Annotated in this window: 27 protein-coding genes; 26 read left to right on the top strand and 1 reads right to left on the bottom strand. The window is 47.6% G+C overall.

Going from position 1 to position 25214, the window contains the following annotated elements:
• The first annotated feature begins 83 nt into the window (after window positions 1-83).
• From AB4Z29_RS09085 to AB4Z29_RS09065, 5 genes are all read left to right on the top strand, one after another.
• Window positions 84-617 (top strand): ubiquinol-cytochrome c reductase iron-sulfur subunit, encoded by a 534-nt coding sequence (locus AB4Z29_RS09085; protein WP_183561111.1) that lies wholly within the window; start codon window positions 84-86, stop codon window positions 615-617.
• A gap of 16 nt (window positions 618-633) precedes the next feature.
• Complete coding sequence (gene qcrB / locus AB4Z29_RS09080) at window positions 634-1305, top strand: menaquinol-cytochrome c reductase cytochrome b subunit (protein ID WP_183561109.1); 672 nt, start codon at window positions 634-636, stop codon at window positions 1303-1305.
• 18 nt (window positions 1306-1323) lie between these two features.
• Entirely contained in the window at window positions 1324-2193 is an 870-nt protein-coding gene (locus AB4Z29_RS09075) for a menaquinol-cytochrome c reductase cytochrome b/c subunit (RefSeq protein WP_183561107.1), read from the top strand.
• 90 nt (window positions 2194-2283) lie between these two features.
• Window positions 2284-2913, top strand: a complete 630-nt coding sequence (locus AB4Z29_RS09070; RefSeq protein ID WP_441942731.1) for a DUF1405 domain-containing protein — start codon at window positions 2284-2286, stop codon at window positions 2911-2913.
• A 43-nt stretch (window positions 2914-2956) separates the two neighbouring features.
• The gene (locus AB4Z29_RS09065; protein ID WP_441942730.1) at window positions 2957-3826 is read left to right on the top strand and encodes a sporulation protein YpjB; all 870 of its coding nucleotides are present in this window, start codon (window positions 2957-2959) and stop codon (window positions 3824-3826) included.
• A gap of 23 nt (window positions 3827-3849) precedes the next feature.
• Here the strand turns inward: AB4Z29_RS09065 and AB4Z29_RS09060 are convergent, their stop codons facing one another.
• Window positions 3850-4713: a YitT family protein gene (locus AB4Z29_RS09060; protein WP_441942729.1), complete on the bottom strand. Its 864-nt coding sequence runs from the start codon at window positions 4711-4713 to the stop codon at window positions 3850-3852.
• Window positions 4714-4899: 186 nt separating this feature from the next.
• On the opposite strand from AB4Z29_RS09060, the gene AB4Z29_RS09055 reads away from it, so the two are divergent.
• The 21 genes from AB4Z29_RS09055 (at window position 4900) to AB4Z29_RS08955 (ending at window position 25033) form a co-directional block, all read left to right on the top strand.
• Window positions 4900-5235 carry a nucleotide pyrophosphohydrolase gene (locus AB4Z29_RS09055; protein WP_441942728.1) on the top strand — a complete coding sequence of 112 codons (336 nt, stop codon included), beginning with the start codon at window positions 4900-4902 and terminating at the stop codon, window positions 5233-5235.
• Window positions 5236-5289: 54 nt separating this feature from the next.
• Entirely contained in the window at window positions 5290-5835 is a 546-nt protein-coding gene (locus AB4Z29_RS09050; RefSeq protein ID WP_441942727.1) for a tetratricopeptide repeat protein, read from the top strand.
• Window positions 5835-6647: a 4-hydroxy-tetrahydrodipicolinate reductase gene (gene dapB, locus AB4Z29_RS09045; protein WP_441942726.1), complete on the top strand. Its 813-nt coding sequence runs from the start codon at window positions 5835-5837 to the stop codon at window positions 6645-6647. The genes AB4Z29_RS09050 and dapB overlap by 1 nt, the downstream gene beginning before the upstream one ends.
• A gap of 30 nt (window positions 6648-6677) precedes the next feature.
• The gene (locus tag AB4Z29_RS09040) at window positions 6678-7100 is read left to right on the top strand and encodes a methylglyoxal synthase (protein ID WP_441942725.1); all 423 of its coding nucleotides are present in this window, start codon (window positions 6678-6680) and stop codon (window positions 7098-7100) included.
• Window positions 7097-7795: a bacillithiol biosynthesis deacetylase BshB1 gene (gene bshB1, locus AB4Z29_RS09035; RefSeq protein ID WP_441942724.1), complete on the top strand. Its 699-nt coding sequence runs from the start codon at window positions 7097-7099 to the stop codon at window positions 7793-7795. The genes AB4Z29_RS09040 and bshB1 overlap by 4 nt, the downstream gene beginning before the upstream one ends.
• A gap of 64 nt (window positions 7796-7859) precedes the next feature.
• Entirely contained in the window at window positions 7860-9023 is a 1164-nt protein-coding gene (bshA, locus tag AB4Z29_RS09030; protein WP_441942723.1) for an N-acetyl-alpha-D-glucosaminyl L-malate synthase BshA, read from the top strand.
• A 36-nt stretch (window positions 9024-9059) separates the two neighbouring features.
• Complete coding sequence (locus AB4Z29_RS09025; RefSeq protein ID WP_441942722.1) at window positions 9060-10358, top strand: CCA tRNA nucleotidyltransferase; 1299 nt, start codon at window positions 9060-9062, stop codon at window positions 10356-10358.
• On the top strand, window positions 10348-11322 hold the full coding sequence (locus AB4Z29_RS09020) for a biotin--[acetyl-CoA-carboxylase] ligase (protein WP_441942721.1): 975 nt from the start codon (window positions 10348-10350) through the stop codon (window positions 11320-11322). The genes AB4Z29_RS09025 and AB4Z29_RS09020 overlap by 11 nt, the downstream gene beginning before the upstream one ends.
• A 254-nt stretch (window positions 11323-11576) precedes the next feature.
• Window positions 11577-12488, top strand: a complete 912-nt coding sequence (gene panB / locus AB4Z29_RS09015) for a 3-methyl-2-oxobutanoate hydroxymethyltransferase (protein ID WP_441942720.1) — start codon at window positions 11577-11579, stop codon at window positions 12486-12488.
• Window positions 12485-13435, top strand: coding sequence for a pantoate--beta-alanine ligase (panC, locus tag AB4Z29_RS09010; protein WP_441942719.1), 951 nt, complete (start codon window positions 12485-12487; stop codon window positions 13433-13435). The genes panB and panC overlap by 4 nt, the downstream gene beginning before the upstream one ends.
• A complete protein-coding gene (gene panD / locus AB4Z29_RS09005; protein ID WP_441942718.1) occupies window positions 13362-13745 on the top strand; it encodes an aspartate 1-decarboxylase in 384 nt (127 codons plus the stop codon). Before panC ends, panD begins: the two co-directional genes overlap by 74 nt.
• A 120-nt stretch (window positions 13746-13865) precedes the next feature.
• Window positions 13866-14564, top strand: a complete 699-nt coding sequence (locus tag AB4Z29_RS09000; protein WP_441942717.1) for a hypothetical protein — start codon at window positions 13866-13868, stop codon at window positions 14562-14564.
• 16 nt (window positions 14565-14580) lie between these two features.
• Window positions 14581-17469: an ATP-dependent DNA helicase DinG gene (dinG, locus tag AB4Z29_RS08995; RefSeq protein ID WP_441942716.1), complete on the top strand. Its 2889-nt coding sequence runs from the start codon at window positions 14581-14583 to the stop codon at window positions 17467-17469.
• A 14-nt stretch (window positions 17470-17483) separates the two neighbouring features.
• Window positions 17484-18140, top strand: a complete 657-nt coding sequence (locus AB4Z29_RS08990) for a redox-sensing transcriptional repressor Rex (RefSeq protein WP_441942715.1) — start codon at window positions 17484-17486, stop codon at window positions 18138-18140.
• The gene (locus AB4Z29_RS08985) at window positions 18121-19422 is read left to right on the top strand and encodes an amidohydrolase (RefSeq protein ID WP_441942714.1); all 1302 of its coding nucleotides are present in this window, start codon (window positions 18121-18123) and stop codon (window positions 19420-19422) included. Before AB4Z29_RS08990 ends, AB4Z29_RS08985 begins: the two co-directional genes overlap by 20 nt.
• Window positions 19423-19454: 32 nt before the next feature.
• Window positions 19455-19952 (top strand): cell wall elongation regulator TseB-like domain-containing protein, encoded by a 498-nt coding sequence (locus AB4Z29_RS08980; protein WP_441942713.1) that lies wholly within the window; start codon window positions 19455-19457, stop codon window positions 19950-19952.
• Between the two features lie 113 nt (window positions 19953-20065).
• Window positions 20066-20596, top strand: coding sequence for a hypothetical protein (locus AB4Z29_RS08975; protein ID WP_441942712.1), 531 nt, complete (start codon window positions 20066-20068; stop codon window positions 20594-20596).
• 1 nt (window position 20597) lies between these two features.
• The gene (locus tag AB4Z29_RS08970; protein ID WP_441942711.1) at window positions 20598-22091 is read left to right on the top strand and encodes an AAA family ATPase; all 1494 of its coding nucleotides are present in this window, start codon (window positions 20598-20600) and stop codon (window positions 22089-22091) included.
• Window positions 22092-22241: 150 nt separating this feature from the next.
• Window positions 22242-23114, top strand: a complete 873-nt coding sequence (locus AB4Z29_RS08965; protein ID WP_441942710.1) for a 3-hydroxyacyl-CoA dehydrogenase family protein — start codon at window positions 22242-22244, stop codon at window positions 23112-23114.
• Window positions 23114-24325, top strand: a complete 1212-nt coding sequence (locus AB4Z29_RS08960) for an acetate/propionate family kinase (protein WP_183561062.1) — start codon at window positions 23114-23116, stop codon at window positions 24323-24325. Before AB4Z29_RS08965 ends, AB4Z29_RS08960 begins: the two co-directional genes overlap by 1 nt.
• A 27-nt stretch (window positions 24326-24352) precedes the next feature.
• Window positions 24353-25033 carry a DnaD domain protein gene (locus tag AB4Z29_RS08955; protein WP_441942709.1) on the top strand — a complete coding sequence of 227 codons (681 nt, stop codon included), beginning with the start codon at window positions 24353-24355 and terminating at the stop codon, window positions 25031-25033.
• The last annotated feature ends 181 nt before the right edge of the window (window positions 25034-25214 follow it).

Below are 25214 nucleotides of genomic sequence, written 5' to 3'. Positions count from 1 at the left end.
ATAAGTTATGTCCTAGTTCGTCATGTGTTTTTGCCCTGCGGCAAGACGCGAGATATGGTTGGCAAAGGGGGTTAGAACAGAAGATGAGTAACCATGAACAACACGAGACCGCGCATCGACCGGTTCAGCGCAAAGAAATGTCCCGGCGTCAATTTTTGTCATATACGCTCGGCGGCACGACTGCATTTATGATGGGCGGCGCGGTATTGCCAATGGTTCGTTTCGCAGTGGACCCGCTCTTGGAAAAAAAGGGCGAGGGCACTTACGTAAAAGTTGTGGAAGAGAGCAAAATTACGAACGAGCCGCAAGAATTTAAATTTAAAATTCATCAGATCGACGGTTGGTACGTCAGCGACCCTGAACTTGCAGCATGGATTTCGAAGGATGCGAACGGTAAGATTTTCGCGCTTTCACCAGTTTGTAAGCACTTGGGCTGTACGATCGGCTGGAACACAAAAGGCCAAAATGAGTATGATTGTCCTTGTCATGACGCACGTTATACGAAAGACGGGAAAAACATTACCGTCGCACCGAATCCTTTGGATGAGTATGAAGTGAAGCTTGAGAACGGATTCGTATACTTGGGTCCAGTAATGCCGAATACAAGAACGAGTTAAGGAGGGCGTATTGCAGATGTTTAAAAGTGTATACAACTGGATCGACGAACGTCTTGACATTACGCCATTGTGGAGAGATGTAGCTGACCATGAAGTGCCTGAGCACGTCAACCCGGCGCATCATTTTTCCGCATTCGTTTATTGTTTCGGCGGATTGACGTTTTTCATTACAGTCATCCAAATTTTGTCTGGTATGTTCTTAACGATGTATTATGTTCCAGATATCATTAACGCGTATTCCAGCGTTGACTATCTGCAGCATAAAGTGGCATTCGGACAAATTGTGCGAGGCATGCACCATTTTGGGGCAAGCTTAGTAATCGTAATGATGTTCCTACATACCCTTCGAGTGTTTTTTACCGGTTCTTACAAGGCACCGCGCGAAATGAACTGGGTTGTCGGAATGCTGATCTTCTTTATCATGTTAGGCCTAGGATTCACAGGATACCTGCTTCCTTGGGATAACAAAGCTTACTACGCAACAAAAGTTGGTGTCCAAATTGCTGAATCCGTACCGGTAATCGGACCATATCTCGCTTCATTCCTATACGGGGGCGATATCGTAGGCGCGCAAACGCTAACACGTTTCTTTGCGATCCATGTATTCTTCTTGCCTGGCGCTTTGATTGCCATGTTGGCAGCGCACTTTATTATGATTCGGAAACAAGGTATTTCGGGACCACTTTAAGCGAAGGGAGGCTTACTTATGGCGCATGGTCATAATTCGAACGAGAAGGTTGTCTTTGTAGGCGACTCGCGTGTAAAGAAAAGCAACCATCCGAACATTCCGCCAGACTACACATCCTTCCCAGGGAAATCGGAAGCGTTTATTCCGAACTTCCTACTTAAAGAATGGATGGTCGGCTGCGTCGTATTGGTCGGTTTTCTAGTGTGGGTCATTGCTGAGCCGGCACCGCTCGGTTATCCAGCAGATCCAACAAATGCGGCATTCATACCAATGCCGGACTGGTATTTCTTGTTCTTGTATCAATTTCTGAAATATCCATACGTATCTCAGGATTACATCCTGCTCGGTACTGTAGGAATACCTGGCGTTATGTTCGGAGCCTTGCTATTGGCGCCGTTCTTGGACACAGGCAAAGAACGCCGTTTCTACCGTCGTCCTATCGCATCATCCTTGATGGGGCTGACGCTGATTGCATGTGTTTACTTGACGGTCGTTTCATGGGATCACTACCAGCATCAGCTGGAGATCAATGGTCAAGTACCAGAGCATATCGAACGCGAAGAGAAGGCGAGAGAAGCCGCGGAAGCGGGTCAAGAACGCCCGAATTATACAAAGCCTGCCGTAGAGGCAGCACTTGTTGATGCAAACGATCCAGCAATGGACATTGCAAAGCAAGCGCAATGTGTAAGCTGCCACGCAGCCGATCTGAAAGGTCAAGGTTCTGTACCTAGCCTTGTCGGTGTCGGTGACCACATGACCAAGGAGCAGCTTGTAGAAGTTGTTACCAACGGTCGAAACGGGATGCCAGCATTCGCTGAAACATTGTCTGCAGAAGAGATTGACCAGCTAACGACGTGGTTATCGAAACAGAAAGCAGCAACCGAATAAAGTATTAACGGAGAAACCTGATCGATTTATGCGGTCAGGTTTTTCTTTGAATTTGCACTTCACATTTGTTCGAAGGAGAAGTGGTTCTACATGCTCTCTTTTTTTTGGAGTCGTCAGTTTTTGCTTAGTCGAGCCTTTTTATGGCCGCTGTTTATCGTCAATTTTTTTGGGACGATCTATGGGTACATTTGGTATGAAGATCAACTAATTGCTACATTTAATGAACATCCGCTTTGGCGGCTCGTATTTGTGCCTGACTCGCCGACTGCGAGCTTATTCTTTACGATTGCTTTACTTTATTTGTTATTCCCGCCAAAAAGCGAATACGGCATTACCAAGGTTGGGCGTAACATAATAGAAGCTCTTGCTGTCGTATGCTCGGTGAAATACGGGATATGGGCGGTTTCCATGATCGTTGCTGGCGCTTGGCAGGGAGCTGAGCTTAATTGGCAGCATTATATGCTTATGGCTTCACATTTGGGCATGGCGTTCGAAGCCTTGTTGTTTCTCAGGTTTATGAAGACGGGTATCGTTTCGTTAGTGATAGCAACTGGTTGGCTGCTGCTAAATGATACGGTTGATTATACGTTTGGCGTGTTTCCTTACTTAGCGAGGGAGCTGCGGGATGATTTAACGGCGGTTCGCGGCTTTACATACGGTTTATCTTTATTTAGTTTTTTGGCTGCAGTAATGACGTGGCGATTCAGGAAGAAGGCATAACATAGGACATCCCCTCATAGAGTGATCTATGGGGGGATGTCCTATGAAGATACGGTTTATTATTCCATTCGTCCTTTGTATCCTCATGACGGCTGGATACGCGAATTCGCTTTGGACCGGGAATCAATCGCTGCATGCGTATGCCGATCTGCTTCCACAAAGCACGGAACGAAAGCTTCAACGGTTCGACGCAATCGCAACCTCTATCTATGAAGCGGCTTATTCGAATAATAAACAAGCCGGTTTTCAACATATTCAGCTTCTTAAGCAGCTGCTGGCAGGCGATCTCATGCAATCAGCCGGTAGTCTGGAAGGCTGGTCTGCAATTGAATTTGACGCAAAGCAGCTTGAGAAAAAGCTAATAGGGGAAAGCTCGAATTCCAATTGGTTGATGGAAGCCGCTAAAATTCGCTTAGCAGCAGATGCGCTCGTCCATTCGGATCATGCCTTGTGGCTTCAATACGAGAAAGTAATGCTTGATGATTGGTCGCGCGTGGAGAAAGCATGGAAGCGTCAAACCGACGATGGCGCCATTGCAGCAAGAGCTTCTATGTCAAGTCTTGAAAACCACTTTGAACGCATCTCAAGCGCGCTGAGCATTCAGTTCGGACTCGGAATTGAGAGAGAGCTTATGGAGAGAATCCAGTACACCAATCGATTGCTTGAAGCTAACGCATCGAACAAAACGAACGAAGCGATGATTGACCGTTCCTTTCAAGCATTAAAAACGTCGATGGATCGACTGTTCGATAAGAGCCGTTCTACGGAAAGCATGCCAGTCATTGCAACCGAACCTGTGTCGAATCCATTAAGCTGGACATTATTTTTAGGAGCTGTCATTTCTGCTGTTCTAGCCTGGTCAGGCTGGAGAAAATACAAGTCGGATCCTTTTGGCGTGAAGCCTCTTCCATAAAACTGGTTCATAATCATGAGCAGCTACTCTTCTTTGAAGCCTTCACCCAGTACATCCTGCACATCATTAATTACGATAAATGCTCTGGGGTCGATATTGCGAATAATCGTTTTGAGACGGCGAATTTCTTGCCGTTGGACGACGCAATAGACGACCTCTTTTTGGTGTCCAGAAAAGGCTCCCATTGCTGGAATGATTGTAACGCCTCGATCCAGCTCCAGTGTTATTTTTTTCGCAATCGTATCGCCTTGATCGCTTATAATGGAAAAAGCTTTGGCAGCATAAGCACCATCCTGAATGAAATCGATGAGCTTAGAGGCGATAAATACGGTGACGAGCGTGTACAAAAACTTTTCAATCGGAATGTAAAACAAGGATAAGCCGATAATAAACGCATCCAGCGCCAGAATGATTTGACCCATGCTCATCCCTCTAGAACGCGATACGATCCTTGCTACAATATCAACGCCGCCAGTTGTCCCGCCAAATCGAAACACAATGCCAAGACCGGTCCCGAGCGTAACACCAGCATAAAGCGCTACGAGCATGTAGTCATGCGAGCCTTGAAAGGGGATAATCCATTCGAGGTCGATTAACAGCTCCATTAACGCAAGAAAGCCAGATAAAGCAACAATACCAACCAATGTATATAACATTTGTCCGGAACCAAGCGCCTTCCACCCAAGAAAAAACAATGGCACGTTTAAAACCAAAGTAGAGATTGATAGCGGGAAACCAGCCGCGTAATTGAGGAGAACCGCAATTCCCGTTGCCCCGCCTTCCATTAACTGATTAGGAAGGACAAAATAATGCAGACCGAAAGCATATATTGCAGTTCCAACCAGAATAGGAATAATGATCCTTATTTGTTGAATGAGTTTTACCACTCAGCTGTTCTCCCTTGTTATTTCGTTGAGATCATGACCGCATAAATCGGCTGCGGTTATGTCTGCTCGAAATCATTTGTTGCCTCTTAGTATGGCTTTATTTCGCGATTCGAAAAACATTGATTTTAAACATGGCTTTACGTTAACATAAGGAAGTATAGCTATCGACAGAAAGGAAATGTAACGATGTCGGAAAAAACATTATCAGATATACAGCGAGAAGTAGATGATTACATCTCGCAATTCAAAGAAGGCTATTTCAGCCCGCTCGCTTTGATGGCTAGAATGTCCGAGGAAGTTGGCGAACTCGCACGCGAGGTGAACCATTCCTATGGCGAAAAACCAAAAAAAGCCGATGAAGCGGACAATTCCGTGGAAATGGAGTTAGGCGACATTTTATTCATTCTCTCTTGCTTCGCGAATTCGCTCAATATAGATTTGACCGAAGCGCATAATAAGGTTATGCATAAGTTTGCGACTCGCGATGCGAATCGTTGGACAAAGAAAATAACCGAACAGTAAACAAGCTCCCTACATATGCTGTACCATCAACCTGTGTACAAGGAGGATGGGCGGATGGATGGCGAGAGCTGCATCAAGAAGGCTTATGAATTCATTCTTAACAGCGATTTCGAGCAAGCGATTTACTGGTTCGAGCAGGCAATCGAAGCCGAACCAGAGAATGCGTTTTTTCATCATACATGCGCCGTATCATGTGCTCGCAGCGGCAAATGGGCCAAAGCGAAGCAGCATGCGGAGACAGCGCTTGCGCTCGATGAGAGCAGCGCGGAATATAAATATCATCTTCAAGTCGTTGAGGCGAAGCTTCTGCTCGCAGATGCTGATATGCTCCTTGCAAAGGTACCGCCCAAGCTTGCCGAAGCAGCAGAGCTGCTAGAACAAGCTGCAAGGCTTGATCCTCTCAGCTTTGATGCGTTCTATACGCTAGGCGTACTATATGCATCACAGCATATGTATGAGAAAGCAGCACATCACGCAAGAGAAGCGATGCGGCTTGATCCTGGCCATTCGGCTGCGAGAAGGCTGTTTGCAGATGTTAACCGGAAAAGACGCATGATGCGCATTCGAATAAATGCAACAAAAAGAAAAAGGAATAGGTGATGACGATGTCGACTCAAAAAATACGGGTTGCCGTAGCAGGTGCAAGCGGTAGAATGGGCCGCGAAGTTGTGAAAATGGTGCTGGAGGACGAGTCGCTTCAATTGGTAGCGGCCGTCGCTCCTTCAGCAGGCCCGGTGGACGCGGGTAGCTTTGCAGGTAAGCCAGCAACAGGCGTTATTGCTGCCGCTACGCTGGAAGAGGCGCTCAGCGCGGTTCAAGCAGATGTCCTTGTAGACTTTACCATTCCTCAAATGGCTTACGGCCATACCAAAACAGCCGTTGCTTTCGGTGTTCGTCCCATCATGGGGACAACGGGCTTTACGCCAGAGCAAATCGAAGAGCTGGACGAGCTTTGTTTGGAAAAAGGGATTGGCGGATTGATTGCCCCTAACTTTTCCATCGGGGCGATACTTATGATGAAGTTTGCCGCTGAGGCTTCCAAATACATGCCGCATGTCGAAATCATCGAATATCATGGTGACCAGAAGCTGGATGCCCCTTCCGGAACTTCCATCAAAACGGCCGAATTGATCTCACAGGTGCGCAAAGAGCTTCGACAAGGCAATCCGCACGAGGAAGAAACGATTGAAGGCGCTCGCGGCGGCTACTACAACGGATTCCGTATACATAGCGTTAGGCTTCCAGGTGTTTTCGCGCAACAGGAAGTAGTCTTCGGAGGCCATGGTCAAACGCTTAAAATTCGCCATGATTCGTACGATCGCGCAGGCTACATGCCAGGCGTCAACATAGCGGTCAAAAAGGTTATGAATTACAGCGGCTTGATTTACGGCTTCGAACATATCATGGATTAACTCGAATCGGCAGCAGGAGAGGGGAACAAAATGTTAAACATCGCATTTATCGCACATGACCGTAAAAAAGAGGAAATCGTTAATTTTGTAATTGCCTATGAGAAGGTATTTGTTCCTCATAAATTGTATTCTACAGGTACGACAGGTACCCGCATCATGGAACAAACCAACCTGTCCATCCACCGGTTCATGTCAGGTCCGCTCGGCGGTGATCAGCAAATCGGAGCAATGGTCGCTCAGAACGAAATGGATCTTATTATCTTTTTGCGCGATCCATTAATGGCTCAACCGCATGAGCCGGATATTATTGCGCTTCTTCGCTTGTGCGATGTGCAAGGCATCCCTGTTGCTACTAACGTCGCAAGCGCTGAACTGCTTGTTAAAGCATTGGAACGCGGGGATTTTGCATGGCGTGAGCTCGTTCATAAATATAAACCAGGTATTGCGGAATGACGAACGAACTCGATATCCTTGTTTTTGGAGCGCATGCCGACGATGCGGAGATAGGCATGGGCGGTACGATCGCCAAACATGTACAAGCCGGTCATAAGGTAGGTGTCTGTGATTTGACGTACGCCGAAATGTCCTCCAATGGAACTGTGGAGCTGCGGAAGCAAGAAGYTGCTGCTGCCTCGGAGGTACTCGGACTGAGTGCGCGTACAAATCTAGGCTTGCCTGATCGCGGTCTTGAGCCGTCTCGCGATCAGATTGAGCGGATCGTAACCGAGATTCGGCTTTTCAAACCTCGAGTCGTGTTCGCTCCTTATTGGGTGGACCGCCATCCTGATCACGTAGCCAGCAGCCGGTTAATCGAGGAGGCTGTTTTCAATGCGAAGCTTCGCCGCTATTTGCCGGATCTGCCGGCTGTGCAGGTGACTCAGCTTGTTTATTATTACATCAATGATTCTGAGCATGAATCGTTGGTTGTTGATATTAGCGAATTCTATGAAACAAAACGCAACGCACTGCTTGCATACCGATCACAATTCGAGACTGCAGCAGAAGGATCGGATCGCGTCTCGACACCGCTGACGAATCGTTACATAGAACGTGTCGAAGCGCGCGATTCTTTGCTTGGACAAGCAAGAGGCTGGGCATATGCGGAAGGCTTTGCAGTAAAGCGACCGCATGCCGTACAATTTTTTTGACAAATCGTACAGCTCTTGTGTAATACAATAGTTATACGTGACGAACACAGGAGGTGCGACAACAGTGGCTAGAAAATTAAAGATTGGCATAACTTGTTACCCGACGCTTGGAGGGTCAGGCGTTGTTGCTACGGAGCTAGGCAAGCTTCTCGCAGAACGAGGCCATGAAATTCATTTTATAACGCACAGTATTCCGTTTCGATTGGGTCATTTCAATAAAAATATATTTTTCCATGAGGTTGAGGTTAATGATTATTACGTTTTCCGATACCCGCCATATGATCTGGCATTAGCTAGCAAAATGGCACAAGTCGCCAAAATGCAGCAGCTCGATCTGCTCCATGTTCACTATGCGGTTCCGCATGCCGTTTGCGCGTATATAGCGAAACAAATGAACGGTGACGGCTTGAAAACGGTGACGACGCTCCATGGTACGGATATTACCGTACTTGCTCAGGATGAATCATTGAAGGACTTGATTAGGCTTGCTATCCATCAAAGCGATGCCGTAACAGCCGTATCCAATGATCTCATCAATGAGACTAGAAACCTGCTTGATATTACGACACCAATTGATTTAACTTATAATTTCGTGGATAAAAGAGTGTATTATCCGCGGGATGCGGTTTCGTTGCGTTCTGATTTTGCAGCTCCGAACGAAAAAATATTGATGCATATCTCCAATTTCCGACCGGTGAAACGGGTGGGAGATGTCGTTGAAATATTTTCACGCGTCTCTGAGAAAATACCTTCTAAGCTTCTATTAGTGGGTGAAGGGCCGGAGCTGTCAAAAATCCAATATCGGATAAGGCAGCTTGGCCTTGAAGATCGTGTACATTTTCTCGGCAAACAGGAGGATGTCGCGCAGGTCATTTCGATGGCGGATGTGCTCCTTCTTCCTTCTGAGAAAGAAAGCTTTGGCCTTGTCGCACTAGAAGCCATGGCTTGCGGCGTGCCAACGATCGGTTCCAACGCGGGCGGTATTCCTGAGCTCGTTACGCATGGCGAGACTGGCTTCTTGTCGCCGATCGGCGATGTCGAGGATATGGCAAGAAATGCAGAGAAGCTGCTGTCTGACGAGAAGCTTCATGAGCAATTCAGGCAAGCTTGTATTTTTAGAGCTCGCAACGAATTTTGCAACGATGTGATTACGACCCAGTATGAGCAAATTTATTATCGCGTGCTTGGCATCGAGGCTGATTTGCCTATTGCCGTCTGCAGCGATTAACAGAATAAGCAAATGCAGCCAAGGATGGTGATAGAAATGCAGCTTGCATTTTCTAATCTGATAATATCCGCGGTGCCCATCGTAAGAAGGCTTCGAGAGCATCATTTCGAAGCCTTCTTCGTTGGTGGCGCCGTACGCGATACGGTGCTTGGCTTGCCTATCAAGGATGTAGATATCGCGACCTCAGCAACGCCAGAACAGGTGCTTGCGCTTTTCGATCACTGCATCCCTACAGGCCTGCAGCACGGAACCATTACCGTCGTGGAGAAAAACGTGGCATACGAGGTGACAACGTTCAGGCAAGAATCGGCATATGAGGGGCACCGAAAGCCTGAGAGCGTATTATACATAACAGAGCTGGAAGGCGATTTGCTGAGACGAGATTTCACGATGAATGCGATGGCGCTTGCAGAGAACGGCGAGCTGCACGATCCATACGGCGGGCTCCGCGATTTAGAGCTTAAGCAGCTTCGCTCAGTCGGCGATCCGAATGCACGTTTTCAGGAGGACGCACTGCGCATGCTGAGAGCGGTTCGATTCATAGGCGTTTATCGGCTGCGACCGTCTCACCGGACTTGGCGTGCATTAAAGCAGCATAGGCAGCTGCTGCGTTTCATTGCGATGGAGAGGGTGCTGGCGGAGCTCGATAAGATGATGGAAAGCGAATCACCGCAGAGAGCGCTACACTTTGCGGTCGTTAGCGGCTTGTTGGCGTATCTTAAGGAGCCGCTAAGTGAAGAAACACAACTCGTACTGCATCAAGCAGATCCAAATATTCCCGCTATGAAGAAGACATTTGAGAACATTCATGAGCTCAAGCAGGCGCATGCTCGATGGGCTGCTGTCGCTATCGGCCTGAAATTGTCAAAGTCAGCCTTGCTGCAGGCGCTACAGGTGCTGCGGTTTTCCAATGCCCGCTTGAAATCTATATCGTCGATCGCGGACGTTCATTATGAAATGTTTGATTTTAGAAGCGATGTATCACTGAGTGATCAGAAGCGTAAGTGGTTAAGCATTGTGATCCATTACGGTAGAGAGACCACGAGTGAATGGCTAACGGTGACGCGGCTGCTGCCAGAAGCTGCTCTACGCCTCCCAGCTGAACAGCTAAGCGATCTGGAGCGATGGAGCGATCAAATGATCATCTCTAAGCTTAAACAGCTTAACGTTAACGGCAAGGAGCTTGCAGGTTATTTGGCTAAAGAAACGGGACCATGGATCAGTGAGTATTTGACTCGGCTGCTGCTTCTTGTGGCATGCGGCGAGCTTACAAATGAGAAAAGCATACTGCTGGAGCAGGCAGCGCTTTGGGAGGTTAACAGACATGAACTATGAGCCATTGCTACAATTGTTTGTGGACAAGCCTGGGGAATATGTATCGGGAGAAGTAATAAGCCAAGAGCTTGGCGTAAGCAGAACAGCAATCTGGAAACAAATCCGCAAGCTGGAGGGTGCAGGCTATCAATTCGAAGCTTCAAGAAGGTTAGGCTACCGCCTGTTAAGCGTTCCTGAACAACTGTCTGTTGAAGGCTTGACCAGCAGGCTCGAAGCGAAAACATTCGGTAAAACGCTTCATTGGTTCGATACCGTGGAATCGACACAAAATTTGGCGCGAGCAGCTGCCGAAGAGGGTGCCGAAGAGGGCACGTTGTTTATCGCGGAGCAGCAAGTTAGCGGCCGCGGCCGCATGGGCCGCGGCTGGGTGTCGCCACGAGGGAAAGGAGTGTGGATGAGCATGGTTCTGCGTCCTTCCGTGCCCATTCATTTTGCGCCTCAGCTTACTTTGTTGACCGCAGTTGCGTTATGCAGAAGCTTGAAGAGGTTAACTTCACTGCCAATCGGCATCAAATGGCCGAACGACTTATTGATCGACGGCAAAAAAATAAGCGGTATCCTGCTTGAGTCTGCTGCGGAGGATGAGCGCTTGCGGTACGTGATAGCCGGCATCGGCATCAGCGTGAATCTAGAACAGCTCGATTACCCGTCAGAACTGCTGGACAAAGCAACCTCCCTGCGGATCAGCAGCGGCACGAAATGGGACAGAGAAGCCGTAATCGCTGATTTTCTAAAGGAATGGGAGCAGCTTTATTACTTATACCAAGAGCAAGGCTTTGGGTTAATCATCACGCTTTGGGAAGCCCTCTCCGTATCGCTCGGCAAATCGGTTCGTTTAATTACGCCGCAAGGCGATATTGTCGGTGTTCCCGTTGGACTTGACGACAGCGGAGCAATCCGGATTAAGCTGGCAGACGGCACTATTAAGCCTGTTTTTTCAGCTGAGATGGGTGAACCGCTTTAGTCCGCGAGAAGCCGTTTACGGAATGCGGAAAGTTTGGTAAACTAGAGCTATCAGGCGGTATTCGAATGAAGCTGCACTGGTAATTACATGAATCATGTAAATGGTTGGGAATGCACACTCTGCTCTGAGCCGTAGGGACCGAGACAGAAGGAAGCACAACAAGCAATCGTTTCCTTTTCAGTTTGGGGACCTTTTTAGCAGCGGCTAAAAGGTTTTTTTGTGTTTATCCTATCATTGAACGGAGGATGAAGCTGATGAGGAAACGACTGACGATTACGAATTTGAAAAAAATGAAGCAGGACCGCAATGCGATTTCCGTTTTGACAGCTTATGATTATCCTTCAGCCAAGCTTGCTGAGGAAGCTGGAATTGATGTCATTCTTGTCGGAGATTCGCTTGGGAATGTCGTATTGGGTTACGATACAACGATTCCCGTTACGATCGACGATATTGTTTATCATACACGAGCGGTTGCCAGAGGTGCTCAGCAGACGTTCATAGTAGCCGACATGCCATTTATGACCTATGGCATTGGTCGCGAATCAACGCTGCGCAATGCAGCAAGAATTATGCAGGAAGGCGGCGCACAGGCCGTAAAGCTTGAAGGCGGCGTTGATATAGCAGACGATGTAGCAGCTCTTGTGAAAGCGGGTATACCCGTTATGGGACATATTGGATTAACGCCTCAATCGGTTCATCAGCTTGGCGGCTACAAAGTCCAAGGTAAGCTGGACGCTGATGCGCAGCGACTCATTAATGATGCAAAAGCGATAGAAGCAGCAGGTGCATTCAGTATTGTGATTGAGCTTGTAACCGAACCGCTTGCCGCACTCATTAGCGAATCGCTGACTATACCAGTCATCGGAATCGGAGCAGGAAGGTCATGCGACGGACAAGTGCTCGTATATCATGACATCCTGCAATACTCATCTCCTTATTTTGAGAAAAAATTTGTAAAAACCTATGCCGATATCGGAACAACGATCAGAAATGCCATTCAATCTTATGTGGACGATGTGAAATCAGGGCAATTTCCTGAGGAGGAGCATGTATTCTCCGCACAGCCGGCAGACCTTCCTTCCCTATATGGCAACACGAATAATTCTGCTCTGGATTCAGAAAAGAAAACCGTGGATTCTAGCAATAAGGGGGTACGGCTCACATGATTATTTGCCGTACGAAGGCTGAGCTAAAGCTAGCGCTATCTAACCTGCGAGAACAAAATAAATCAATTGGCTTTGTGCCGACAATGGGTTTTTTGCATGAAGGGCATGCGTCATTGCTTAGACAAGCAAAGGAAGAGAACGATGCCATTGTGCTTAGCATATTCGTGAATCCGCTCCAGTTTGGACCGAATGAGGATTTGGATCGTTATCCTCGTGACGAGCAGCGGGATTTGGCTTTAGCTGAGGAAAATGGCACTACACTTGTATTTCTGCCGTCCGTGCAGGAAATGTATCCGCATAAGCCGTTAACGACGGTTATTGTCAATCAAGTAACGGATCGATTATGCGGTGCCACTCGGCCAGGCCATTTCGACGGAGTCGGTACCGTCGTCAGCAAGCTGTTTCATTTGGTGAATCCAGATCGTGCATATTTTGGAATGAAGGATGCACAGCAGGTCGCCGTTATCGAGCAAATGGTCAGCGACCTTAACTTCGATGTACAAGTTGTTGCTTGCCCAATTGTTCGCGAGCCGGACGGACTCGCATTAAGCTCAAGGAACGTATATTTAACGCCTGAACAGCGCGAGCAAGCCGTTGTGCTCTCAAGAACCCTTCAGCTTGCAGCAGAATGGAAAGAAGAGCGTGGAATGACGGCTATGCGGCTTGAAGCCAAGGTGAAGGAAGCGCTGAACGCAGCAGGAGAAGCTGTCATCGATTACGTAGAGCTGCTTCGTTATCCGTCCTTGCAGCCACCGGAGGCTGCTGCAGAGCTTCATACCCTTGCAGAACCATTGATTTTGGCGTTGGCCGTGAAATTCGGAGCAACGCGGTTAATCGACAATCGTATTTTACAGGCAACGGAGGTGCATTCGAATGTTCAGAACGATGATGAAATCCAAGCTTCACCGGGCAACCGTAACGGAAGCGAACTTGAATTATGTAGGTAGTATTACGATTGATGAGGATTTGATGGAAGCAGCTAACATATGGGAAAATGAAAAGGTCCAAATCGTTAACAATAATAACGGCGCTCGATTTGAAACGTATGTCATCACAGGCGAGCGAGGTTCAGGTGTTATTTGCCTAAATGGAGCTGCTGCGAGGCAGGTGCAGCCTGGAGACCAGGTCATCATCATATCCTATGCCATGATGACAGATGATGAAGCCAGAGAGCATAAGCCAATCGTTACGATTTTGGATGCCAACAACCGTCCGCTGCAAATGCTGAATCAAGAGCTTCACGCGACGATTCTGTAAACCAAGGCTCCTTATTTAAATCCCTGCATTATGTAACGAATGGGATGCTGCATGAAAACCATCTTTAAAACAGAAAATGAACATAACACTCCTTAATTCTTTGGCGAAGGCGGGTGCGGTATGTTCCAACATATGTTTTCATCCATGAATGACATGCTTGATCAAATTATTGAGCAGTATGGCGATGCAGACTCCAAGGAAAAGCAGCTTTACGAAGAGCAAATGAATGAATTGAAGAAGGTCAGCGATACGTTTATCGAGCAATGGCTTGAGTTCGAAGAGAAGTTTGCTGATTTCAAGGAGCAGCAAGGTGAAATGTCCAATGCCCCGAACTCTGCGGGTGCTGTTCCGTCCATTATGCCTATTAGCGGAAAAGCAACCTGCAGCTCGGCAGATTTGGAAATTCCAGATGAGCTTGCTTCCGTCATATCCAAAGGCCAAGGCTATTATAAATTATTTATGTTTTCTGAAGCAGAGATGCAATTCCAAACTGTTATCATTCAGTCGCCCGAATGTAATTTGGCTCGATTATTTCTTGGCATGACGAATATGCATCTTCAAAACTGGAGCGAGGCACAGCGACATTTTCAAATGCTGATTGCCACAACGGACTTTCCCAAATGGCTGGCAATGGGCTATAATGCGCTAGGGTGCATTCAAGCGGTGCATATGAATATGGCGCAGGCAGAACAATTGTTTCTGAAGGCACATGATGTTTGTCCAAGCTTTAAGGATCCAATGAATAACTTGAAGTCATGCCAGGAAACGCCTAAGCAATTATCGTTATATTTCGGAAGCACGGAGTTGTGCTGTTTGTGAGAGGATCGGGGAATGAATGAAATTTGCAGTATTGGATTTAGAAACGACGGGACATAGCTCGGAGGATGACATTTTGCAGGTTGGTCTAGTCATCGTGTCGGATGAGCTAGAGATTATTGACCAGTATAGCTCCTTTGTTCGGCCTAATATCCCAATACCGGCCTTCATTACACAACTAACAGGAATTGATGAATCGGTCGTTGCGGATGCACCGTCGCTCAACGAGGTAATCGACAAACTTGTCCCTCTCTTGCAGGATGCTGTATTGGTTGCGCACAATGTCGGATTTGATGCAGGTTTTTTGAACCAAGCGCTAAAAAAATGCGGCATGCGTCCTTTCGGCGGAAGACGATTAGATACGATTGAGTTACTCAAAATTTTATATCCGACCATTAATACGTATCAGCTTGGAGCGGTCTCCGAGCTATTCGGTATACCGCATGATCAGCATCACCGTGCAGATAGCGATGCTAGGGCAACCGGGTTATTGCTAATTGAAACGGTTAAAAAGCTTCGCAAAATGCCGCTGCTTACTTTGCAGCGGCTTTCCGCGCTTGTTGATGACGACAGCGATTTAAGCTGGTTCATTAAGCACACACAGAAGGAAATGGAGTACAAAAACGTATTTGAATCAAATGAATACGATTATTTCAACCAATTCGCTTTGAAGGTAAGGGAATGGAACGAGGAGCAGCCTCCGCGCTCAAGCAGCGCGAATGCGATGCCGCTCACCGATGTTTCTTTTGACAATTATTTGGCTGACGTTCGGCAGCGCTTCGAGCAAAAGTTCGAAAATTATGAAGAACGTGAAGCGCAGGTCGCGATGTTCCAAGAGGTGTACAGTGCACTTCATCAAAATCAGCATTTGCTCATTGAAGCAGGGACGGGGACGGGGAAATCACTCGGTTATTTGATTCCCGCTTTGTATTATGGCATTCAGAATGGCAAAAAGGTTGTCGTCAGCACACATACCATCAACTTGCAGGAACAGTTGAGGCAGCGTGATCTGCCATTGCTCGAGGACATTTTACCCTTCGAATTTAGAGCTTCGATATTTAAGGGCAGAGGCAATTATTTGTGCTTGCGCAAATTCGAGGGCAAAGTGAACACCAAGGATCTGGTTTCTCCCATTGATGATACGGTAACTGCCGCGCAGATGGTCGTTTGGCTTGGCGAAACAGAAACCGGAGACCAAGAGGAGCTTAACTTTGGCAACAAAGGAGCCGAATTCTGGTCAACGGTAGCCAGCGACACCGATTCTTGCCTGAATCGAGCATGCCCTTGGTTTAAGCGATGCTTTTATCACCGAGCCAAACATGAAGCTAACATCGCCGATGTCACTATCACGAATCACTCCATGCTGTTCACGGATGTTCAAGCCGATCATCGGCTTCTGCCGTCATATACGCATCTTATTATTGATGAAGCGCACCATGTTGAAGAAGTCGCAGGCAAGCATCTAGGCATGCAGATCAATTACTTCTCATTGACTCAGGTCATTCAGCGTTTATACAAGGATGCGCGTTCAGGCTTGCTGCCTGGGCTTCGTCAGAAGCTGTTATATGAGGATGATGCGCATCAGGCGTCTTGGCTTGAAACCATTGATACGGTCATTCCGATATTCCAAGAAATCAAAGAGCATTGGGATAAGCTATTCGAGATGTTCTACAGCTTCACGTCCACCTCATCTGATGGTCCCACAGAAAACGGGCAATCAGTCTGCCGGCTCAAGAAGAATGAGCTGCCCGCAGGGTGGGAGGATGGCGAAACGGTTGAAGGCAATCTTCATACGGAGCTGAACCGCGTAGCGCGTACCGTTGAAAAAATGGTAACGGACATTAAAGACCGCATCGATGACATAGCCATACAGGCTATTATTACGGATTTGAATGGTGCCGTTCGTGACATTGTAAGGTTGAAGGATGAGCTGCGTATATTCATTAAGCTCGAGTTAACCGATTCTGTATTTTGGATTGAGGCAAGCAGCGTCTACCGCTATCGTTCCGTACAATTATATGGCGTTCCCGTTGACGTCAGCGCACAGCTGCAGAAATATTTTTTCGACGTCAAAGAAAGCATTGTCCTTACCTCGGCAACCTTGTCTGTGCAAAAGTCGTTTCAGTACGCGGAGGAGCAGCTTGGCCTTACTGGTTACGAGGAGCAAGGACGGCTGAAAACCGTTCAGCTGCCTTCGCCTTTTAATTATAGAGAGCAAGCGCTCGTCGTCATTCCGCGAAACTTTCCTGTACTTAAAGGTACGAACGTTGATGACACCTATATGGAAATGCTCGTAACATCTCTTGCAGACGCAGCGAAGGAAACGAATGGCAGAATGCTCGTTCTGTTTACCTCATACCGAATGTTGAAACAGGTGTACGAGCCGCTGAAGGATAGATTAAGCTCCTCAGGCATTCAAGTACTCGGTCAAGGGATCGACAGCGGCAACCGTACGAAGCTTACGAGACGCTTCCGTCAGACTCCGGAGTCTGTGCTGCTTGGCACGAGCAGCTTCTGGGAAGGCGTCGATATACCGGGAGAAGCCTTGATCTGTTTAGCCATCATTCGTTTGCCATTCCAGCCACCAAGTCATCCCTTGGCAGAGGCAAAAGCAGAAATGCTGCAGCGGCAAAAGCAGAATCCGTTTATGAAGCTGTCCATTCCGCAGGCGGTTATTCGGTTCAAGCAGGGGTTTGGCCGTTTGGTCAGAACGTCACAAGACAAAGGCATCGTCATCATTTATGATACGAGAGTCATTGACACCTACTACGGCAAACATTTCTTGTATTCGCTGCCAGGTCCTAAGATCGAAACGATGCACACGGATCAGATGATCAACCGTATGCGTGAGTGGCTTAGCGAGGGCATAAAGGAAGAACCGGACAATAAGACGATCGAGCCAAGTTAGGAGGAGGAGAAGCGATGAAGCAAACGAAAATATCAGAGGCTGTCGTTAGAAGGCTTCCCGTGTATCTCCAAGTGTTGAATGAGATGGTGAATCGCGAGATACAGACTATCTCTTCACAGGATTTAGGAAATAAGCTTGATTTGAACCCCGCGCAAATCCGAAAGGATCTAGCCTATTTCGGTGAATTCGGCCGCAAAGGCGTAGGCTATGACGTCGTTTATCTCATCGAAAAGATTCGTCAGATTCTAAAGGTGGATCAGACGATAAAGGTTGCATTGGTAGGCGCTGGAAACTTAGGGCATGCCTTATGCAATTACAATAAGTACTCGAAGGATAATATGCAGATAACGGCAGTATTCGATGATCATCCGAGCAAGATCGGAACGAGCATCAATAACTTAATCGTTCTACCTATGAGTGAGCTTGTCGCAACGGTCGCCGAGCAGAAGATTCGAATTGGCATTATTACGGTACCTGCCATCGAGGCACAAAACGTAGCCAATCAATTCGTGGAGGCTGGCGTGGAAGGCATTCTCAACTTTGCGCCTGCCATCTTGAGAGTTCCAGATGAGGTACGCATTCAAAACGCGGATTTCACCAGAGAATTGCTAAGCATTGCCTATTATTTAGTTCGAGAAGGAGAGAGCCAGGATGAGTCAGATTTGGATTGAAAACGGTTTGTTTATTACGATGGATGATGCAGCACCATCCTTTAAAGGACATATGGTCGTTACGGACGACCGAATTTCGTACATAGGTACCGAGGCGCCTGTTGGACTATCTGATGTTGTAGAAAAGATTGACGGAAGCAAGCTGGCTTTCATGCCAGGATTGATCAACACCCATGGTCACGCGGCGATGAGTCTGCTAAGAGGCTATTCCGATGACCAAAATCTCCAAGTGTGGCTTGAGCAAAAAATGTGGCCAATGGAGGGCAAATATGTCGATCAGGACACGCGCGCTGGCAGCGGATTGGCCATTGTAGAGATGCTGCGTTCAGGTACGACTGCTTTTGTTGACATGTATGACCGTATGGACCAGGTTGCGCAAATGACGGAGCAAAGCGGTATACGAGGAGTATTGACTAGAGGTGTCATCGGATTATGTCCGGAAGACGTTCAGGAAGCTAAGCTAGCTGAAGCCATTGCATTCGCACGGGATTGGAACGGGAAGGCAGACGGACGCATCACGACCATGATCTCGCCTCATGCGCCTTACACTTGTCCACCCGCATATATTGAGCGATTCGTACAGGCTGCGCACGACCATAACCTGCCGCTTCATACGCATATGTCCGAGACAATTGCAGAGGTTGAGCAGAATGTAAGAGATTACGGTGTCAGACCTGTCGAGCATTTAGACCGGCTTGGATTTTTTTCACGTCCAGCCCTTGTCGCTCATGCTGTGCATTTGAATACGGAAGAGATTGAACTGCTGGCAGCCAAAGGTGTAGCAGTGTCACATAATCCTGTCAGCAACTTAAAGCTGGCGAGCGGAATTGCACGCGTACCCGAGATGCTGCGCGCAGGCGTAACGGTTTCTTTGGGAACGGATAGCGTAGCAAGCAACAATAATCTTGATTTGTTCGAAGAAATTCGGTTCTCTGCCTTGTTGCACAAAGGAATTTCCGGTGATCCCACTGCTATTCCTGCATGGGAAGCACTCAAGCTTGGCACGATCTACGGAGCGAAATCGATCTGGCAGGAAAACGACCTAGGAAGCTTGCAGGTTGGCAAAAAAGCAGATTTCATCGCTATCGATCTTGAACAGCCGCATTTCTATCCCCAAACCGATATGATCTCCCATTTGGTATATGCGGGGTCTGGCAGGGATGTAAGGCATGTATGGATTGATGGACGTCAAGTGCTCCGAAACGGTGAAAGTACATTCCTGGACGAGGAGAAAATTCGTTACGAGGCGCAGGCGAGCTTCGATCGTCTGCTGAACGCCTAATGCGCGCGACAGCAAGGAAACGTCCTCCGTTCATGACGCTGCAGAGATGGATATTTCTTTTCGTCGCTGCTCTCTTGCTGCTAATAACCATCGTTTTCATTTATTTTCTTGATATACAAAATCCGCAGCGTGCCGCTATCGAAGAAGCTGAAAGGCAAGCTATTGAAGCGGCAGGACTTACGCAGGTCGAGCACGTGTACCATCAAGTTTGGGATAAAGAAAGCTGGATTGTGGAAGGAACCGACAAGGATGACGAGAAAGTGTTCGTATGGCTTGCGGATGAATCGAATCCGGAGATCGTGAAAGCCTCTTCGGGAATCTCGATGCAAGAGATGAAAACCAGCTTCAAAGGCGAGCATCCAAATGCGAATATCATCAGGATTCAGCCAGGCTTGCTTGATAACCAGCGGGTGTGGGAAGTATATTACAGCAGCGGAGACGAGACGAACCATTATAAGTATGATTTCTATAGCTTTGACAACGGAGCTTTGATTAATTCGTATACGCTGCCTAACCGGACGGAGCCATAAGGCTCCGTTTCCTTTTATTGATGGACGATTCTTGCAGTGATTGATGATATACTTTCGTATAGAGACAGTGATATACGGAAGTAGCATATAAAACTGCGGGAGGGATTTTATACATGATGAGACCGCGTGTCATACCCATTGTCATTACAGCGGCTATTTCGGCAGGCGTTCTTTTTGGCGGCTGGGCGATTTATAATCAGGTGGCTTTAGCTGCGCCATTAGAGCAGGTAGCAAATAACGTAAAAGGCGTTATCGCCTCAAATAAACCAGTTATTGATGGGGACCAAATTACCCTTTCACTTGAGCTTGCAGATGACGCCAGCTTAAGGGATGTCTACGAGCATATTGAAGCAAACGGAAAAAAGGTTTTTGATGAACGGCAGTTGGTCCTCAATATTAAACAAAGCACAGATAAAGAGCTCGATGATATATGGTTTGCGGCTATGTTCGATATCGCTGAAGCGATGGAGAACAAGACCTATTCCGGCATTCCTGCAGCAATGGACAAAGCGGCTGCGGCTAATAAGGATGTCGAAGTAACAACGGAAATGGATGATGTGAACGTATATGTGACCCTCAGGAACATGGATGCTGTGAAATATGTCGTGCTGCCGCGCACGTCTGCCCAATTGGAGGCGTGGTAAAATGCGTAAGTATGGAATGGAAATCGCGATTGGCATCGTGCCAGTAGGTATTGTTTTTTTGATTTTCATCGGACAAAATGTCGTTCCCATGCTGCTGCTTGGTCTACTAGGCTTTGCTGTCGTATATGCGGCAAGGGGCAGAGGCAAGCTCACAGCATTGTCAGGTCAGAAGCAGCGTGCCAATGAAAAAACAAGTCCGCTTACCTTCGAACAAATCGGAGGACAGGAGCGTGCAAAGCAGGAGCTTGTAGAGGCGCTTGATTTTCTTGTCCACCAAGACAGAATTGCGAAGCTAGGCATACGGCCGTTGAAAGGTATTTTGCTATCTGGTCCTCCCGGAACGGGAAAGACGCTTCTAGCGAAGGCAGCTGCCCAATATACGGATTCCATTTATTTGGCTGCTTCAGGCAGTGAATTTGTTGAGATGTATGTCGGTGTCGGAGCCGGACGCGTCAGGGATTTATTCAAGGAAGCACGAACCAAAGCAAACAAGGCGAAAAAGAGCAGTGCTGTTATTTTTATTGATGAAATTGAAGTCATCGGCGGCAAGCGGGATGGCGGACAGCAACGTGAATACGATCAGACGCTGAATCAGCTATTGACTGAGATGGATGGGATTTATGCCAATGAATCTCCGCGAATTTTGTTGATTGCGGCAACCAACCGCAAGGAAATGCTGGACAGCGCACTGCTGCGGCCCGGCAGGTTTGACCGACATATAGGCGTAGATCTTCCGGACAAAAAAGGCAGGCTGCATATTTTGAACATCCACGCGAACAATAAGCCAATTGAGCCTAGCGTTGACCTCGACCGCATAGCCAGGGAATCATTCGGATTCTCAGGCGCTCAGCTCGAGAGCGTCATGAATGAAGCGGCGATTTATGCGATGCGTGACAGCAGCGAACAGATTGCTGAGAACCATTTGTCGATGGCTATTGATAAAGTGATGATGGGCGAGAAGACGGATCGAGAGGCTTCGAAGGAAGAACGAGAACGGATAGCGCTTCACGAGCTAGGACATGCGATCATGGCAGAGCTTGTCCGTCCTGGCAGTGTATCGCAGGTCGCCTTGTCGCCGCGTGGACAGGCACTCGGCTACGTTCGTCATAACCCGCAGCAGGATCAGTATCTATACACCAAAGATTTTTTGAATGGTCAGATCATGATCGCTCTAGGTGGCGCCGCTGCGGAGGAAATGTTCTACGGAGACCGCAGCACCGGCTCCAGAGGGGATTTCGAGCAAGCCATAAATATCGTCAAAACTTTAATGGAATCAGGGCTCACAGAGCTTGGCATAATCGATACAAGCATGCTGACTAAGGACGTATGGGCATCGACGAACCGATTAATCTTGGATCAGCTAATGCTGCAAACCAAAACGATGCTGGAGGCGAGAAGAGTGGTGTTTACACAGTCGCTTGAGACGCTGTTACGTGAGGAAACGCTCAGCGGCGATGAGTTCAGAAAACTGTTTTCACCGAATTCGGCTGCATAAAACGTTTACAATATTACAATTTGAAGGCGGAGTACGTATCCGCCTTCTCTTTTTGATGAAAAACGTTATAATAAGAATGAATATAAATATAGAGAATGCTTCTCAATTGGTTATAAGAGGCATAAGTAACAAACTAAAGGAGAAAATACATTGCACATAAAAACAGTGGGCGTGGTAGGAGTAGGAACAATGGGGCAAGGAATAGCAGAGATGCTGGCCTCAAGAGGATTGGATGTTATTATTATCGAACGCTCGGAGGAGCGCCTTGCCTATGGCAAAGAAATGATAGAAGTAAGCCTGGATAAGCAAATCGAAAAGTGGGCGCTCACGCAATCGGAGAAGAAGCTTATTATAAATAGAATTCAAGCAACGACCAGCTATGACAGACTGGCTGAATGCGAGCTTGTCATTGAATCGATTACGGAAGATCTAGAGCAGAAAAAAGCGATATTCGAGACCATTGATCAAATCTGCGGAGCTGACGTTATTCTTGCGAGCAATACCTCTACACTCAGCTTAACCGAGCTTGCCAGCGTTACAAACCGACCCGATCGGGTAATCGGCATGCATTTCATCTATCCCGTATCCAAAATCGATTTAGTGGAAATCGTTCGCGGATTGAAAACCTCAGAGGATACTTTCCTTCAAACGAAGCATTTCGTTGAAGAAGTAATCAACAAAAAAGGTGTCATGGTGTTTGAATCACCAGGCTTCGTCACGACACGCCTTATCTGCTTGTTCATAAACGAAGCGCTTCATGTGCTTGAAGAAGGCGTTGCTTCTGCTGAGGATATTGATAATGCCATGCGCATCGGCTACTCCTTCCAGCATGGGCCTTTTGAAATGTGCGATCGCTTCGGTTTGGATTCCGTGCTTGCTGCCTTGGACCGGATGTTCCGCGAATATGGCGAACTTAAATATCGTCCGTCTATCGTCTTGAAAAAAATGGTGCGAGCTGGGCATCTCGGCGCTAAATCAGGCGTAGGCTTTTTCAAATATGACAAGGATGGGGATCGTATATAATGAAAGTACTAGTCATCAATGCAGGAAGCTCCTCATTAAAATACCAGCTGTACGATATGCGGGATGAATCCGTTCTGGCGAGCGGACGCGTTGAAAGAATCGGAATGGATTCATCCATCGTAACGCATGAGCCAGTCGATAAGCCGGAAGTACGCAACGTGAGCGAAATTCTAGATCATGTAACGGCCGTGAAGCGGGTAATCGACATGCTGACGAATCCGGAATTCGGAGCGATCAGCCATTTGAACGAAATCGAAGCAGTGGGCCACCGCGTCGTACACGGCGGCGAGGCCTTCAGCAGCTCCGTACTTGTGACTCAGGAAGTCAAATTAGAGATACGCAGATTGTTCGATCTAGCACCGCTGCACAATCCTGCGCATATGATGGGGATTTCAGCGGTTGAGACGAATCTGCCGGATGTTCCGCAAGCAGTCGTATTCGACACTGCCTTTCACCAAACGATGCCTAATACCTCTTACTTGTACCCAATCCCAACCGTGCTTTACCGACGTCACAAAATTCGCAGATACGGCTTCCATGGCACATCGCATTCTTACGTAAGCGCGCAAGCTGCAAACTATTTGCAAAAGCCGCTCGAGTCTATCAAAATGATTACTTGCCATATCGGCAATGGCGCAAGCTGCGCAGCTATACTAGATGGCAAATCATTCGATACGAGTATGGGAATGACGCCGCTTGAGGGCTTGATGATGGGTACGCGCAGCGGCGATATAGACCCGGCCATTGTACCTTTTGTCATGAACAAAGAGGAATTGACATTAAATGAAGTTAATTCTATGCTAAATAAACATAGCGGCATGCTTGCCATTTCTGGCATAAGCAGCGATATGCGCGAGGTTACCGAAGCCATGGTTGACGGTGACAAAAACGCTAAGCTCGCTTTTGACATGTACGCTTATCGGGTGAAAAAATATATCGGCGCCTATGCTGCGGCAATGAACGGCGTAGATACAATCGTGTTCACTGCAGGCGTTGGCGAAAACTCAGTTGCGCTGCGGAAAGCGATTTGCGAAGGGATATCCTTCCTTGGCATTGAGCTGGATGACGCTCGGAACGAGCAGCGCCGCAAGGATTGTCGCGAAATTACGAAGGAAGGCTCACGCGTGAAGGTTCTCGTGGTGCCAACCAACGAGGAGCTGCTCATTGCTCGAGACACGTACAACTTAGTGAAGCAGTCCAGAACGTCATAGATGCATGAATAGGAGGCAGGGCTGGCAGTGAACAACGAGATATGGAAAGCGTACTCGCATGGTATGGCTGCTGCATTGCAAGAGGGCGGCGTATATGTATCAGCGATGCTGCTGCGTACATACAGCCAGCTTGGCATAACGGATACAGAAGCGATGCTGCTGCTGCAGATCATGGTCTATATGGAAGCAGATATGAACGATTTCCCAACTCCTGAAGAGCTGGCTGAACGGATGGGCTTGACTGTGAAGGAGGTTGGTCAGTCATTAGGCAGGCTGATGAAGGACGAATTTCTAACCATTGACGAATATGTAGATAATATTACTGGGATGCAATCGGAGCGATATAATTGGACAGGTTGGCTATTAAAGGCTTCATCGCTTACTGCGGAGCAGAAACGAGAGTCGAGAAAGGCTGAACGCGTGCCCGTTAGGCAGCCACAAGCGCCAGTATCAGATTTGTTCAGCGTGTTCGAGCAGGAATTCGGCAGATTGCTTTCGCCAATAGAATGCGAGACGATCTCAGGCTGGCTTGATCATGATCGCTACACGGATGAAATCATTCGTTTTGCTCTCAAGGAGGCCGTTTTTGCCGGCAAGCTTAGTTTGCGTTATATTGATCGGATTCTTATCGAATGGAGCCGCAACCGTGTGACGAACGCGGATGAAGCTCGCGCCCACGCACAGAAGTTCCGTGGAGGAAGAGGTTAAGCCTATTAGGGCGTAACCTCTTTTTATTTGTGCCGAGTAAAGGACGGAGGAGTTATCACACCTATATGAGTTGAACGAATGAATGAGCTGCGCAGGCGGAGAGACCAAATATGAAGCTATCGGCAGCCGAAGAATATAATCATGACTTATATGCCARCTATCCAATTAATTACTCTTTAGT

The sequence above is a fragment of the Paenibacillus sp. 2TAB23 genome (assembly GCF_052115165.1).
In the GTDB taxonomy this organism is placed as follows: domain Bacteria; phylum Bacillota; class Bacilli; order Paenibacillales; family Paenibacillaceae; genus Pristimantibacillus.
The sequence above is the reverse complement of the archived record's forward strand: the minus strand, read 5'-3'. Positions and strand labels throughout refer to the sequence as shown.